The sequence below is a fragment of the Streptomyces sp. NBC_00576 genome, assembly GCF_036345175.1.
GTDB lineage: Bacteria > Actinomycetota > Actinomycetes > Streptomycetales > Streptomycetaceae > Streptomyces.
Genome location: NZ_CP107780.1, coordinates 3,912,762 through 3,927,094, shown reverse-complemented (window position 1 = coordinate 3,927,094; position 14,333 = coordinate 3,912,762). Strand labels below are relative to the sequence as shown.

General features: G+C 70.7%; 14 protein-coding genes. 8 read left to right on the top strand and 6 right to left on the bottom strand.

The window, feature by feature from the left end:
• Positions 1-56: 56 nt before the first annotated feature.
• Entirely contained in the window at positions 57-1,094 is a 1,038-nt protein-coding gene (locus tag OG734_RS16590; RefSeq protein WP_330288276.1) for a helix-turn-helix domain-containing protein, read from the bottom strand.
• A 187-nt stretch (positions 1,095-1,281) separates the two neighbouring features.
• On the opposite strand from OG734_RS16590, the gene OG734_RS16585 reads away from it, so the two are divergent.
• Positions 1,282-1,665 carry a peptidase inhibitor family I36 protein gene (locus OG734_RS16585; RefSeq protein WP_330288275.1) on the top strand — a complete coding sequence of 128 codons (384 nt, stop codon included), beginning with the start codon at positions 1,282-1,284 and terminating at the stop codon, positions 1,663-1,665.
• A 95-nt stretch (positions 1,666-1,760) separates the two neighbouring features.
• On the opposite strand, the gene OG734_RS16580 is transcribed toward OG734_RS16585, so the two are convergent.
• Positions 1,761-2,459 carry an RDD family protein gene (locus tag OG734_RS16580; protein WP_330288274.1) on the bottom strand — a complete coding sequence of 233 codons (699 nt, stop codon included), beginning with the start codon at positions 2,457-2,459 and terminating at the stop codon, positions 1,761-1,763.
• Between the two features lie 263 nt (positions 2,460-2,722).
• On the opposite strand from OG734_RS16580, the gene OG734_RS16575 reads away from it, so the two are divergent.
• From OG734_RS16575 to OG734_RS16555, 5 genes are all read left to right on the top strand, one after another.
• A complete protein-coding gene (locus OG734_RS16575) occupies positions 2,723-3,577 on the top strand; it encodes a bifunctional methylenetetrahydrofolate dehydrogenase/methenyltetrahydrofolate cyclohydrolase (RefSeq protein ID WP_330288273.1) in 855 nt (284 codons plus the stop codon).
• Between the two features lie 25 nt (positions 3,578-3,602).
• Positions 3,603-4,091 carry a DUF3017 domain-containing protein gene (locus tag OG734_RS16570; RefSeq protein WP_330293684.1) on the top strand — a complete coding sequence of 163 codons (489 nt, stop codon included), beginning with the start codon at positions 3,603-3,605 and terminating at the stop codon, positions 4,089-4,091.
• Positions 4,092-4,180: 89 nt separating this feature from the next.
• Entirely contained in the window at positions 4,181-4,663 is a 483-nt protein-coding gene (locus tag OG734_RS16565; RefSeq protein WP_330288272.1) for a helix-turn-helix domain-containing protein, read from the top strand.
• Positions 4,664-5,060: 397 nt separating this feature from the next.
• Positions 5,061-6,377 carry an XRE family transcriptional regulator gene (locus tag OG734_RS16560; RefSeq protein ID WP_330288271.1) on the top strand — a complete coding sequence of 439 codons (1,317 nt, stop codon included), beginning with the start codon at positions 5,061-5,063 and terminating at the stop codon, positions 6,375-6,377.
• Between the two features lie 356 nt (positions 6,378-6,733).
• Positions 6,734-7,723, top strand: a complete 990-nt coding sequence (locus tag OG734_RS16555; RefSeq protein WP_330288270.1) for a malate dehydrogenase — start codon at positions 6,734-6,736, stop codon at positions 7,721-7,723.
• 36 nt (positions 7,724-7,759) lie between these two features.
• Here the strand turns inward: OG734_RS16555 and OG734_RS16550 are convergent, their stop codons facing one another.
• Positions 7,760-8,686 (bottom strand): bifunctional helix-turn-helix transcriptional regulator/GNAT family N-acetyltransferase, encoded by a 927-nt coding sequence (locus OG734_RS16550; protein ID WP_330288269.1) that lies wholly within the window; start codon positions 8,684-8,686, stop codon positions 7,760-7,762.
• Positions 8,687-8,801: 115 nt separating this feature from the next.
• Between OG734_RS16550 and OG734_RS16545 the strand changes: the two genes are divergently transcribed.
• Both OG734_RS16545 and OG734_RS16540 read left to right on the top strand, forming a co-directional pair.
• On the top strand, positions 8,802-9,929 hold the full coding sequence (locus OG734_RS16545; protein ID WP_330288268.1) for a DUF5954 family protein: 1,128 nt from the start codon (positions 8,802-8,804) through the stop codon (positions 9,927-9,929).
• 124 nt (positions 9,930-10,053) lie between these two features.
• On the top strand, positions 10,054-10,545 hold the full coding sequence (locus tag OG734_RS16540) for a carboxymuconolactone decarboxylase family protein (RefSeq protein ID WP_330288267.1): 492 nt from the start codon (positions 10,054-10,056) through the stop codon (positions 10,543-10,545).
• Positions 10,546-10,609: 64 nt separating this feature from the next.
• Here the strand turns inward: OG734_RS16540 and OG734_RS16535 are convergent, their stop codons facing one another.
• From OG734_RS16535 to OG734_RS16525, 3 genes are read right to left on the bottom strand one after another with little or no spacing between them, the layout of a single operon-like run.
• Positions 10,610-11,437, bottom strand: coding sequence for an aminotransferase class IV (locus tag OG734_RS16535; protein ID WP_330288266.1), 828 nt, complete (start codon positions 11,435-11,437; stop codon positions 10,610-10,612).
• Between the two features lie 48 nt (positions 11,438-11,485).
• Positions 11,486-12,736, bottom strand: coding sequence for an FAD-dependent monooxygenase (locus OG734_RS16530; protein WP_330288265.1), 1,251 nt, complete (start codon positions 12,734-12,736; stop codon positions 11,486-11,488).
• The gene (locus tag OG734_RS16525) at positions 12,733-14,319 is read right to left on the bottom strand and encodes a class I adenylate-forming enzyme family protein (RefSeq protein WP_330288264.1); all 1,587 of its coding nucleotides are present in this window, start codon (positions 14,317-14,319) and stop codon (positions 12,733-12,735) included. Before OG734_RS16525 ends, OG734_RS16530 begins: the two co-directional genes overlap by 4 nt.
• Between the last annotated feature and the right edge of the window lie 14 nt (positions 14,320-14,333).

Sequence of the window (14,333 nt, the reverse complement as noted above, 5' to 3'; positions counted from 1 at the left end):
ATGTCGAAGGGGTTCCAGCCCCCCATGGGGACCGGAACCCCTTCGCACACGACTGCTCAGGGTTGTCGTGTGGGCGACGACGTGGCGTTGGCCGCTCGTTCGCAGTTCGGCCAGTCGTGGAAGTCGTGGTCCTTCCTCCACAGGCGCTCGGCCGCCTCGATGTTCCAGGCCGGATCCAGCGCCAGCCGTGGTGTGCCGCCCAGTTCGCGCAGCCGGGCGTCGGAGATCTGGAACACGCCCCAGTTACGCGTGCCGTTGGTGTTGGGGAGGATGTGCAGCGGGTCCAGGAAGGACTGGCAGTCCGCGATGGCGACGGCCTTGTCGGGCGCTTCCTTGAACACGGCGCGGATGCGCTCCCGAACCTTCTCCGGCGACCAGACGTTCATGCGCACCTTCGACGACGAGTACAGCGCCTTCTTCGTCGCGTCGTCCACGATCCCGTTGGGCGGGAGGCCGGCGAACACCTGGAACGCGGTGACCCTGCGCAGGGTCTGCGGCCCGAAGTCCGAGTCGACGCCGATGTCCGCGCCCTTGTCGTGCAGCAGCTGCTGCACCTCGTGGACGCAGGTGTCGTGCTCGCCCATGGCGACCACCGAACGGCAGCCGGCCGAGAACAGCACGCGGTCGTCATAGGCGTTGGCGGACGAGGCCTCCTGAGTCGACAGGACCCAGGCGGAGATTCCGAGCGTCAGGACCGCTGCCACCGCGGCGGCCACCACGGAGTAGCGGGAGCGGCGCACCGGGGCGGGGTCCGGCGTCGCCGGTTCCTCGACAGCCGGTTCCTCGACAGCCGGGTCCGCTACAGCGTCCTGCGCATCCGGTCTCTCCGCCCCGCTCTCCTTGAGCCGGGCCGTGTCCGCGAGCGCCCACAGCCGGTGCAGTGACCGGAGTTCGTCCGGGGACGCGCCGCAGACCGTGCCGATGCGGTGGACGCTTCCGTAGTCCTGCGGTACCGACGAGCCCTTGCAGTAGCGGTGCAGGGTGGAGCCGGCGATGTCCGTCTTCTTCGCGAGTGCTTCGTAACTCAGTCCTGATCTGTTCTTCAACGCGCGCAATATCGCGGCGAGTTGTTCGGATTCCGGGTGTGCGGGCATGGTTTCCCCCCATGGCACGTTGGTCAGACGCTCCAGTAGCCGGGCCACTGTGCCACGCACGCCGTCCCATGGCCGTTCCAACGATCTCGGGACGTGCCAGGCGAACGGCGTCCCACCGTCCCGGCATCCCATCGGGACCGATTTCCTTGCCCGGCGGGGGCGCGACGAACTCCAGGAGATCAGGCCCATGAACCTTGCCGTACGCAGGCCGCGCCGCCTCAAGCCGCTCTTCGCGGTCCTCGCCCTCAGCGCGGCGGCGGCCACCGCCGCCGTCGACTGTGAGAGCGGCGACATCTGTTTCTGGACGGGCGCCAACTTCACCGGCCAGAAATGCTCGTGGGACGCCGCCGACCCCGACTGGCAGGGCGGCTCGGTCCGTTGCTCCTGGGCCGCGACGACGAACGTGAAGTCGGTGTGGAACGCCGGCACCAGCTCGTCCACCGGGGTCGCCTACTACCGGGGCGCCAACTACGACGACCGGATCGGCTGCACCCGGCAGCAGCACGGCGGCAGCCTCGCCGGCACCTACAAGGTCCGCTCCCACAAGTGGATCAGCGGCAGCTGCGGCTGATCACGCCTTGGCGTGCGACGCATCAGGGCCGTGTCCCCCTCTGACGGGTGAGACACGGCCCTGGGCGGTGAATGGCGCAAACACTTCGTCGCGCGTCAGTGCTTGTGCACGACCATCGTGCCGGCAGCCTTGTCGTGCCAGCCCATCTGGCGGCCCGACTTGTCCCAGAACGGAGACAGGTACACGACCAGCTGACCGATACCGCAGGCGAAGCTGCCGACGACCGGGATGATCCAGCGGATGAACGCGGAGCCCAGACCGGGCTTCTGGCCCGTGTCGGCCTTCGCCACGCGTATGCCGACGGCCATCTTGCCGAAGGTCGCGCCCGCCAGGCCGGTCATCAGCCACTCGTAGAGCAGACCCGCGATCGCCAGGGCCCCGAACACCGCGCCCATGGAGGCCACGATGTTGCCGCTGGCGTCGTTGATGCAGCTCTCGTAGTCGGCCGCGTTCGGGTCACAGTCCTGGGCCGCGCTGATCGAGCCGGCGATGCCCGCGAAGCTGAAGCCGAGGTAGATGACGGAGAGGATCACCATGTCGATCAGGCGGGCGCCCAGTCGGCGGCCCATCGAGGCGACCGTGGGACCGGTCCCGCCCGGGTAACCCGGCTGCTGGGGGTAGCCCGGCGCCTGCGCGTAGCCGTAACCCTGCTGCGGCGGGACACCCTGGGGCGCCTGCGGGTAGCCGTAGCCAGGGGGCTGCTGGCCCTGCTGCGGGTAGCCGTACCCGGGCTGCTGCGGGTTCTGCGGGTTCTGCGGCTGACCGTACGGGTTGTTGGGAGAGCCGAAACTCATGGTGGGATTCCTCCGTTGCACAGCTGGGGACGATGCGGATTGTGCGGAGGAACATCACGCTCTGAGCGGTTTGCCCCCGAACATCAACCGCGACACTGCGCCGGACATGCTTCTAGGGAGGCAAGTTGTTGTCCAGCCGCATTCTGCAGGTGTTGTGCAAGTGCAACATCGCTGATCATGGCGGGATACGGGCGGACGGGCGCCGTGCTGTCCCGGTGGGACCCGGATTGGAACCGGGGGCGGTCATCCGCGAGGATGGGGGTATGACCGCCCAGATTCTCGATGGCAAGGCCACTGCAGCCGCGATCAAGTCCGATCTGACCGCCCGCGTGGCGGCGCTGAAGGAGAAGGGCGTCACGCCCGGCCTCGGCACGATCCTCGTCGGGGAAGACCCCGGCAGCCAGAAGTACGTCGCCGGCAAACACCGCGACTGCGCGCAGGTGGGCATCGCCTCCATCCAGCGCGAACTGCCCGCCACGGCCACCCAGGAGGAGATCGAGGCGGCGGTCCGCGAACTGAACGAGGACCCCGCCTGCACCGGATACATCGTCCAGCTGCCCCTCCCCAAGGGCATCGACGAGAACCGCATCCTCGAACTGATGGACCCCGACAAGGACGCCGACGGCCTCCACCCGATGAACCTCGGCCGCCTCGTCCTGAACGAGCCGGCCCCGCTGCCCTGCACCCCCAACGGCATCCTCACCCTCCTCCGCAGCCACGGCGTCGAGATCAAGGGCGCGGAGGTCGTGGTCGTCGGTCGCGGTGTCACCATCGGCCGCCCCATGCCACTGCTGCTCACCCGGCGCAGCGAGAACGCGACGGTGACGCAGTGCCACACGGGTACGCGTGACCTGGCCGCCCACCTCCGTCGCGCCGACATCATCGTCGCCGCGGCCGGCTCCGCCCACCTGGTCCGCCCGGAGGACGTGAAGCCGGGCGCCGCCGTCCTCGACGTCGGCGTCTCGCGCTCCGCCGAGGGCAAGATCGTGGGCGACGTCCACCCGGGCGTCGCCGAGGTCGCGGCCTGGATCTCCCCGAACCCCGGCGGAGTCGGCCCGATGACCCGCGCCCAGCTGCTCGTCAACGTGGTCGAGGCGGCGGAGCGCAGTGTCGGCTGAGGCGGAGGACAGGCAGGCGGAACCGGTGGCGGCGTCTGCGGCGACGTCCGATGAGGGCCCCGAGCCCACTGCCGTCGACCCCGTCAGCGCGCCGGACGCCGAGGGGCGTCCCCGGCGTACGACGCGCCGCTTCCCCCTCTTCACGCGGGACACCGCGCGACCCGAGGGAGGCGGCCGGGCGGCTCCCGGGGATGCGCCGGCGCCGGCTCGGCAGTGGCCGATCCTCCTCGTGCTGGGGTTGGTCGGGTTCGGGCTGCTGCTGACCGCGCTCGACGTGTTCCGGTACGGGACGCTGCTGATCGGGGGCGCGCTGCTGGCCGGTGCGGTGCTGCGCTGGGTGGTGCCGGACGTCGGGATGCTCGCCGTACGGTCCCGGTTCACGGACATGGTCACGTACACGGTGCTGGGCACGGCCATCGTGCTGCTGTCGATGATGGCGCAGCCGAAGCCGTGGCTGACGATCCCGTTCCTGGACGACACCCTGCACTACACGATCAGCAGCCAGGGCCGGTAGGACCGCACTTTGTCCCAGCGGGAACCGATTCACCCTCTGACGTCGTCAAATGCCTCGGACCGGCCGACGAACGTCGAGGAGGACTCGCGATGAGCGCCTGGCAGCCGCTGCCGGACGATCTGCCGCCGGAGGTGCGGCATTTCGTGGAGCAGGTGCGGCTTCTCAAGGACCGCACCGGGCTCAGTCTGGCCGCGCTCGGCGCGCGCACCGCGTACAGCAAGTCCTCCTGGCAGCGGTATCTCAACGCGACCCAGCCGCCGCCCCGGCAGGCGATAGCCGCCCTGTGCCGGGTCGCGGGCCTCGCCCCCGCCGACGCCGAGCGCTTCGGCGTCCGCTGGGAGCTGGCGGTCCAGGCCTGGCCCCGGCCACCGGCCCCGGATCCGGCGAAGCCGGGGCAGCAGGACGGGGTGTACGAGGAGGAGGTGCCCACCCTTCCGTGGTGGGTGGAGTCCGAGTCGGCCGTGGCTGCCGAGGCTTCCGTCGACTCGTCCCGGCGGGTGCTTCTCGTCGCCGTACTCCTCGTACTTGCGCTCGGGCTTGTCGCGGTGGTCGGCGCTGTCGCTTTTGGTTGATGCCGTTGAGGGAATCTGACACAACTGCGTCCGATGTGACCGTTCTTGTGCTTTCTGTGTGGCGATGTGTCGATAAGTTCGAGGATTTGCAACCGGGCCGCAATGCGGCAGGGTTAATGTGGGCAATCGGGGCGTCCGGGGCGTCCCGTGTGTCATCCAGGGGTTCGGCCGGCCGGGAGGGTGGTCGGTGGAACACTGGACCGCAAGCCGGGGGCGTGCAACGGTGCACCTCCAGGCCAGACAATGCTCCTGTGCGCCCCCACCCCGGGAACCGAGATCCTGAATGGGCGCATCCGTGTGGGTAGCCAAGACAGTCGGATGAGGTTCGGCCGAGGGATCCACGGCACCACGCACGGGAGAACAGCCAGCACGACCGGGGGGAATGAGGGGGGAAGCAATGCCTCGTTGGAGGGCCTTGCCGGATGAACTAGATCCGCAGGTCAGGGAGTTCGCGAGCCAGCTACGCAGGCTCGTGGACCGCAGCGGCCTGAACATCGCGGCGGTGGCCGACCGCACGGGCTACAGCAAGACGTCCTGGGAGCGTTATCTCAACGGCCGGCTCCTCGCACCCAAGGGCGCGATCGTCGCCCTGGCCGAGGTCACCGGCACCAATCCCGTTCACCTGACGACGATGTGGGAGCTGGCCGAGCGCGCCTGGAGCCGCTCGGAGATGCGCCACGACATGACCATGGAGGCGATCCGGATCTCCCAGGCGCGCGCCGCGCTGGGAGAGTTCGGTGCGCCTGCCGTAGAGGCGAAGAACGGGAGCAGCAGCAACGGACGGGCCGCCCGGAGCGCGACGGTGACTCCGGGAATCGCGGGCCCCGCAGGCGTCTCACCGACCGTGCCGCCGCAGCCGACGCCCCCGGAGACCCGGGACGCGGTCGGCGGCGTAGGAGCGGGGGCGGCGCGGGGCGGTGTCTCCGGCGGCTCGGTGAGTTCCGCGAGTTCGACGAGCTCCGCCGGCTCCACGAGTTCCGTCTCGGCCGAGAGCAACTCGTGGGGTATAGCCGGATACCAGGGGCCGGCGTCGAGGGGTGGCGCCGGGGGGCGCTCCGCCCCGCCGTCGGGACCAGCCGGACCTTCCGGGGCGTCGGGGGCGCCCGGGTATTCGGGTGCGGCACCCTGGACGCCCGGTACGCCCGTGGGGGCGCCCAGCGGTTCGCCGCAGGACGCCCGACCGGCCGGCAGCGGTGGAACCGGTGGCAGTGGCGGTTCGCGGCGCAAGCGGCGGCTCACGATGTTCCTCGCGGGCGTGGTGGGCGCGTCGGTGGTGGTCGCGGCGGCCCTGATCCTCACCAACCGGGGCGATGACACCCCGGAGGCCAAGCCGAGCCCGTCCCCGACCACCTCGGCAGGTACGAATCCCGACCTGCCGGTCGGTGTGGAGTGCAGTGGCGCCGCGTGCACCGGCCAGGACCCGGAGAACATGGGCTGCGGCGGCGAGTTGGCGCAGACCGCCAACAGCGTCACCGTCGGCACCACGCTCGTCGAGGTCCGCTACAGCAAGACCTGCCAGGCAGCCTGGGCGCGCATCACCCAGGCGGCCCCGGGCGACCAGGTCGACGTCACCGCCTCCGGCGCGGCGAAGCAGCTCGGCACGGTCGACACGGACACCGACGCGTACACGCCGATGGTGGCCGTGAAGGACGCGGGCGACGCGACGGCGTGCGTCACGCTCAAGGCGACCGGGGAGAAGGGCTGTACCCAGTAGCGGGACAGGCGCATTCCCCTCGTACGGAACCGCGGAATCACGAAACCGCCGTACGAGGGGAATGCCCGGCCCGGTTCGGGGCAGGCGGTGAAGTACCCCCACGGGAGTCCGGCTCGATCGGTTCCCGGGCGGCGGTCGCCCGTCACACCTCTCCCGGACGGGCGGCCGCCGCTTGCTGTGGACGGTGAACGCGACTCTGCGAACCTGACTCTGTGGGGTGGGCCACACGGGACCCGGACATCCGGGATCCCGGATGCGCGATAGCCTGACGGCGGATCTCTCTTGACGCCAAGAGATCGATCATCCGAAACCCGGGGCAGCGACGCCCCACCGCCAGCTGTCATACGGAGAACGCCATGACCCGCACTCCCGTGAACGTCACCGTCACCGGCGCGGCCGGCCAGATCGGTTACGCCCTGCTCTTCCGCATCGCCTCCGGCCAGCTGCTCGGCGCGGACGTGCCGGTCAGGCTCCGCCTCCTGGAGATCACCCCGGCGCTCAAGGCCGCCGAGGGCACCGCGATGGAACTGGACGACTGCGCCTTCCCGCTGCTCCAGGGCATCGACATCACGGACGACGCGAACGTAGCCTTCGACGGCGCCAACGTCGCCCTCCTGGTGGGCGCCCGCCCGCGCACCAAGGGCATGGAACGCGGTGACCTCCTCTCGGCCAACGGCGGCATCTTCAAGCCCCAGGGCAAGGCCATCAACGACAACGCCGCGGACGACATCAAGGTCCTCGTCGTCGGCAACCCGGCCAACACCAACGCGCTGATCGCCCAGGCCGCCGCGCCGGACGTACCGGCCGACCGCTTCACCGCGATGACCCGCCTGGACCACAACCGCGCGCTCACGCAGCTGGCGAAGAAGACGGGCTCGACGGTCGCCGACATCAAGCGCCTCACCATCTGGGGCAACCACTCGGCCACCCAGTACCCCGACATCTTCCACGCCACCGTCGGCGGCAAGAACGCCGCCGAGGTCGTGAGCGACGAGAAGTGGCTCGCCGAGGACTTCATCCCGACCGTCGCCAAGCGCGGCGCCGCGATCATCGAGGCCCGTGGCGCGTCCTCGGCCGCCTCCGCCGCCAACGCCGCCATCGACCACGTGTACACGTGGGTCAACGGCACGGCGGACGGCGACTGGGCCTCCATGGGCATCCCGTCCGACGGCTCGTACGGCGTCCCGGAGGGCCTCATCTCCTCCTTCCCGGTCACCACGAAGGACGGCGTGTACGAGATCGTCCAGGGCCTGGACATCAACGAGTTCTCCCGCGCCCGCATCGACGCCTCGGTGCAGGAGCTGACGGAGGAGCGCGAGGCGGTTCGCGCGCTCGGCCTCATCTAGTCAGCCAGTCCCAACCGCTCTGCTCTCGGGCCCCGTTCAGGCTTCGGCCGGACGGGGCCCGGGTGCGTCCGGCCCCGGCGGGGACAGTCGCTTCTCGAACCAGTGCCCCGCGTACGGGTTGTCGTCGTAACGCGGGATCTCCGCGTAGCCGCACGCCCGGTACATCGCCCGCGCCTCCTTGAGCACGGCGTGCGTGTCCAGTCGTACGACCGTCAAGTGCCGTACGGCGGCCTGCTGTTCGAGGCCGTCGAGGAGGCGTCGGGCGAGCCCGAGCCGCCGGGCGGCGGGATGCACCCACACGTGCCGGATCTCGCCCACCCCGGGTTCGAGCCGCCGCAGCGCCCCGCACCCCACGGCGCGCCCTTCCTCGTACGCCACCAGGAAGGCACCCGCGTCCCCCGACACCTCATGAGGCTGTACGAGGGCGGCCGGGTCGAAGCCCTCGGGGAACCGTTCGTCGATGTCGGCGGCGTACTCGGCGAGGCAGGCGCGGGCGTCGGGGCTCGCGCCGTCGACGGCCTCGACGGTGATCGCCGCGAGGCGGAGCAGACGCCGGGCGGTGTCGAGGGCGGCCGTCAGTTCGCCGCGCCGGGTGTCGTCGAGGCCGGCGAGGAGGCCCGCCGCCAGATCGTCGGCCCGCCGGTTCTGCTCCGTCAGCGCGGCCTGCCCGGCCGGCGTCGGCTCCACGACCCGTGACCTGCTGTCCCCGGGGTGCACCCGAACCCGCACCAGCCCCTGCGTCTCCAGCGCGCGCACCATCCGGCTCACGTACCCGGCGTCCAGGGTGAGCCGGCTGCGGAGCTCGCGCAGCGAGGTCCCGGCTCCGATCTCGAAGAGCAGGCGCGCCTCGCCCAGTGGCCGGTCCTGGCCGAGGTAGTGGTCGTCGAGGGCGCCGATGCGTCGTGTGAAGTACCGGTTGAACCGCCTGAGGGTGTTCACGTCGTCCGCTGAGACTGGCTTCATATTTCTTTGACTTTAGTCAAAGAACTGTCGGGATTCCACAGGATTCCACACCCGAGACCCCCTGAATTCGGTGAAATCGGGTGTCCGGCAAGGCCGTTGTGTGCACGCTCGGTGCATGAGCGATTACAGGGACGATGTCCCGGCGTATCTGACGATCCGGGTCACCGCCCAGGAGGGCCCGATCGCGGCCTTCGCGGAGCAGGAGGCGGGGGAGGCCGCGCAGCGGTATCCCGACCTGATGGGGGTGGGCGTCCCGGAGTTCTTCCACGCGAGGGAGTGCGAGACGGGCGGCTGGGAGCTCTACGGCTACGGCAGCGACACCCCGCAGGGCTCCCGCGACTCGCTCGGCTCGGTGTTCCGGCTGCGGGCCAAGGAGGCCGAGGACGCCGGGGACGAGGCCGCCCGGCGCAAGTGGATGGCGGCGGCGGTGCGCATGGACCGGGAGGTGGTGGACGAGGTACGGGTGCGCGGCGAGCGTTTCCGGATCGTGCGTGCCTCCCGCTTCGTCCGGATGGGGCCGAACGGGCCCGAGCCGCCCCGCCCCTCCGACCCCGACCCGGGGGAGGTCGGCGAGGCGTACCGGGTGGGGCCGCGCACCAAGGGTTTCGTGGTCGACCCCGTCACCGGTACCGGACTGTCCGACGGCATCCTCAAACTGGACCTCATCCAGTTCGTCGGCGTCGTGCCCGGCGCGCCGCAGGCGGTCCGGGACGAGGCGCGACGGGCGATCCACACGCATCCGGGCGGGGTGCTGCTGCCCGCCGTCTACATGATCTCCGAGCGGGTGGACGGGAGTTGGCGGGCCCACAACCCCGGTGCCTCCGACTTCACGCCCCAGGGCGCGCGGGACTCGCTGGCCTACTGGCTGCGCGTGATGGCGCCCTTCACCCTCCGGCTGAGCGAGGAGAAGGCCGCGGAGTACGCCCTCATCGCCGACCGCGTCGACGAGAAGCGCTCCAACGTCGCGACCGTCGACGGTATCCGCTACCGCGTCACCCGTGTCGAACGCCTCGTCAGGGTCGGCCCTGACGGCCCAGAGGGCCCGCGCCCCTCCGACTTCGACCCCGAGCCGCCCGTCGACGTACAGACACGCCAACTCAAGGAACAGGGCCTGTGGAAGGAGGAGGACGATGACGAGCCGATCCAACTCGGCGAACGGACCCTGGAGTTGAAGCGGCGCTGGGAGGCGGAGGAGGCGCGGCGGCAGGCGGTGCGCGAGAGCAGGAAGCAGGCGAAGGGCTGAGCAGGAACGGCCGCACCGGCAGCGGCCTGCCGCCGCACAGTCGGCAGTTCCATTCCGTTTCCGTTTCCGTCACTTTTCCGATCCCCAAGCCATCTTCATCCTCTTCAACGGATACAGTAATCCCATGACCACCACTGAACCCATATCCCGAGTCGCCCTCAAGAAAATCACCCCCGAGGTCTCCGCCTCGATGGGCGCCCTGCATGGCGCCGCAGTTTCCGCCGCGCGGGACGCCAAGGTCGAACCGGAACTCCTCGAACTGATCCGGATTCGCGCCTCCCAGCTCAACGGGTGTGCGTTCTGCCTCGACATGCACACCAAGGATGCCCGCGCGGCAGGCGAGACCGAGCAGCGGATCTACGCCCTGAACGCCTGGCGGGAGACCCCCTTCTTCACCGAACGGGAGCGCGCCGCACTGGCGTTGACCGAGGCAGTGACCCTGGTGCACGACGGGCACGTCCCCGACGACGTGTACGCCGAGGCCGCCGGTGTCTTCGACGAGGCGCAGGTCGCCGCGCTGATCTGGGCGGCCACCGTCATCAACGCATACAACCGGATCGCCATCGCCACGCGCATGGTTCCCGGCGGATATCAGCCGGTCCAGAAGAGCAACTGAATTCAGACATGAAAAGGTAGGGAAGGGCGAATGATATCGCCCCGCCCTACCTCTCTTCATTTAATTATTGCAGCGGCTCCATGAGGCCTTCCAGCCATGGTCGCCATTCGGCGGCCCGTACCGGATGACCCGCCCGCATAAGCGGTTCCGTTCCGCCCGTCCATTCCTTCACCGGACGGATTCCGTGCAGGGCGTTCACCAGCCACACCTCGCGGCCGTCCAGGTCGGCGAGGGTGCGTTCGCGGTGGGCGACGCGGATGCCGGTGCGCTGGGCGCGTTCCTGGATGAGGGCAGCGGTGACTCCGGCCAGGACGGGGAGCTGTGGGGAGGGCAGGCACAGGGTGTCGTCCTCCCACCACAGGAGGCTGGTGGTGGCCCCCTCCAGGACCACGCCCGAGGGGGCGATCAGCACCGCCTCGTCCGCGCCCTCGGTGGCCGCCCGTTGCCGGACCCGGGCCAGGATGTCCAGGTCGGGGCCCTTGCGGCGGGGGACGGTACGTGGGTCCAACTGGCCCGCCGCCCAGACCCGTACACCGGTGCCGAGCGGTGGCGCGTGGCGGAGCAGGAGCCTCAACTCTCTTGATTCGGCGCCCAGTTCGACCCGGGGAAACCATTCCCCGGTGTGCGGCAGCGCGGCGGTCATGTCCCGCCAGAAGTCGACCAGTTGGCGCGGCGAGGGGCCGCCGGAGTCGCCGCAGGACCGTAGGAAGCGCTCCCGGTGCCGGCCGAGGCCGCGTACCCGGCCGTCGCGCAGCAGCCACGAGTCGGCGACCGCCAGTCGCTCACCGACCGTCGGCACGCAGCCGTGCGAGTCCGGACCGGTCAGGCCACGGCGCGGCGTCCACGTCAACAGCCCTTCCGCGACCGCTGCTTGTGTTGCTGGTTGCGTCATCAAGTGCTCTCTCTTGATACCTCTGCTCTGATACTTCTGATACCTCTGTCAGTACTTGCGGCCCGCCACCGCCGGCGCCCCGTTCCGGGGCCCGTACGGTGCGTGCTCCAGCCACGACCCGCACCACGGCAGCACCGGTGCGAGGGCCGCCGCCGCGCGCTGCTTGGCCCGGACGATCCGTCTCCGTGGCCGCAGGTGGTCGAGGGCGTTGCCGGCGGCGGCACTGTTGAACACGGCCGCCGCGTGCCGTACTTCGGCGAACTCGGCGACCGCTCCCGCCAGTCCGGTCCTGGCCACCGCCGCGATGGCCTCCGCCGCTGCCGCCGCGTCCGCGATCCCGCTGTTCATACCGCGCGCCCCGAACGGCGGGAACAGATGCGCCGCCTCCCCGACGAGCAGCACCCGCCGGTGCCGATCGGTGAACGCGTCCGCGACCTTGCGCAGGAAGCGGTACGTCGACACCCACAGGATCTGCTCCCCGTACCCCTTACCGGAGTCACTGGCTCCCAGGACCGCCGGCAGCCAGTCCCGGACGGCCTCCTGCGTGCCGTACGCCTCCTGCGAGTCGTCGTCGCGGCACTGGAGGTCGACCTGGAAGCCGCCGGTGAAGGGCACCCGCATCACGCTTCGGCCGCCCACGCCCGGGTGTTCGTAGTGGAAGACGCGCTCCAGGGGGAGTTCGGCGCCGGGGATGTCGGCGACGTCCACGACCACGTGGAACCCCTCCGAGCGCGTGCCGTCCATGGTGATCCCCAGCTCCGCCCGGACCGCCGAACGGGCGCCGTCGGCGGCGACCACATGGGTGCCGTGCCAGACGCCGCCGTCGGAGTCGGTGAGGGTGACCCCGGTCGGCGAGGACCGTACGCCCGTCACCCGTACGCCCCACGCGAACTCCACGCCCGCGTCCCGGCAGGCGGCGCGCAGGAAGCGCTCGGTGTCCACCTGGCGCAGGCTGGTGAAGGGCGGGGTGGTCGCGGGCGCCTTCGGCTGCTCGGGGAAGGTGCGGGAGTAGACCTCGCGGCCCCGGTACAGCGTGCGCCGGGTGTGCCACGTCCGTCCGTACGACGCGAACTCGGCGGCCAGGCCCGGGCGCATCCCGTCCAGCAGGCGCAGGGTCTCGCGGTGCACGAACAGGGCGCGGCTGCCCGGGCGTTCACGGTCCTCGGGGTCCGCCTCCAGGACGACGACGGGCAGCCCGTGGGCGCGCAGCCCGAGGGCGGCGGAGAGGCCTACGGGACCCGCGCCCACGACCAGTACCCGGTCAGGGGTGGTGTCGGTGTCGGTGTCAGGGGGGTTCATGTGCGGGCGCTCTCGGCCAGCATGCGGGTGATCTCCACCCGTTTCACCTTCCACGTCGCCGTCATCGGCAGCTCCTCGAACCGCCACTGCCGGGGCTCGGCCATCGTCGGCAGATCGGCGGTCGCCTGGCGCCAGCGGTCCGGGTCCAGCGGCATCTCGTCCCGTACGCAGACCACGGGTACCGGCTCGCGGTCGGCGCCCGGCACGATGACGACCTCGCGCAGCTCCTCCAGCCGGTCCATCAGCGTGTCCTCGACCTCCAGGTTGCTGTGCACGGAGTCGATCTGGTCGATCTCGCGGTCGATGAGATACAGCGCGCCGAGCCTGCTCCGGTACCCCATGTCGCCCATCTGCCACCACCCGCCGCCGTCGAGCTGGCGCTGGTACTGCTCGCGCGCGCCGAGGTAGGTGAGGATGCGGCCACGCGTACGGGCCTCGATGCGGCCCGGTTCGCCCGGCGCGGCGGGCCGGCCGTTGTCGTCCGTGACGCGGACCCGGGTGAAGCCGGGTATCCCGATCCCGACCCGGCGGCCGTCGGCCTTCGCGGCGTTTCGCCGGGTGAACCACTGGAAGGCGACGGGCCCGGTCTCGCTCTGCCCGTACAGCTGGATCAGCCAGGCGCTCCGGCGCTTCGATGCGCCGAGCAGCCGCCGTACGGTCCGCGGGTGGATCGCGTCGAACGTCGACCCGTACGACCGTACGCGCGACAGCGGTTGACCCGGTGCGTCCGCCAACTCCTCCCACAGGACGAAGGTGTTGGGGTGGGTCTCGACGATGCCGGGGCGGTGGCGGGCGAGCAGCGGGCCCACCGAGGCCGGGGTCGGATCGGTGATCAGGAGCAGCGGGCTGCCGAAGTGCAGGAGCACGCCGAGAAGATGGTAGAAGCGCGAGTGCACGAAGGACATGTGCAGCGCGGCCGTCTCCCCGCGCGTGGGCCAGCCCATCGCCTGCTGCGGTACGAGCCGGTTCCACATGGTGTTCGCGCAGTGCACGGCGAGTTTGGGGATGCCGGTGGTGCCCGAGCTGTGGGTGATCAGGGCGGGTTCACGGGGGTGGAGGCGGACGGGGGCGGCGGGCTCGGCGACGGCGTACATCGCCAGGGGTTCGGCGCCCGGTACGCCGGCGCCGGCATCGGCGTCCACGGCGAGGGTCCGGCGTACCAGCGGGGAGAGGTCCAACTCCGCGAGCGGACCGGTGAGTTTGGCGCTGTCGGTGAGCAGCCAGGGGCGGTGCAGACGGGCCAGCAGCTGGCCGACGACCGGTCCGGCGAGGCCGGGGGACAGCAGCACGGGGACCGCGCCGATACGGGAGACGGCACAGGTCAGCAGCACGATGTCGACGTTGTCCGTCTTGTGGACGACCACCTCCTCCGAGGGCCGCACCCCGGCCGCCCACAGCCGCGCCGACAACTCCTCGACCAGATCGGCCAGTTGGGGATAGCTGAGGTCGACGCCGAGGTCGGGGCTGACGTCGAGCGGCCGGTCCAGGGTGACGAAGACGGCTCCGTGGCGGTCGGCGGCCCGCCGGAAGACCGGGCCCAGATAGAAACCGCGGTCGGCGAGCAGGGGCTGCTGCTTTGGCATGCGCCCGTTCCCTT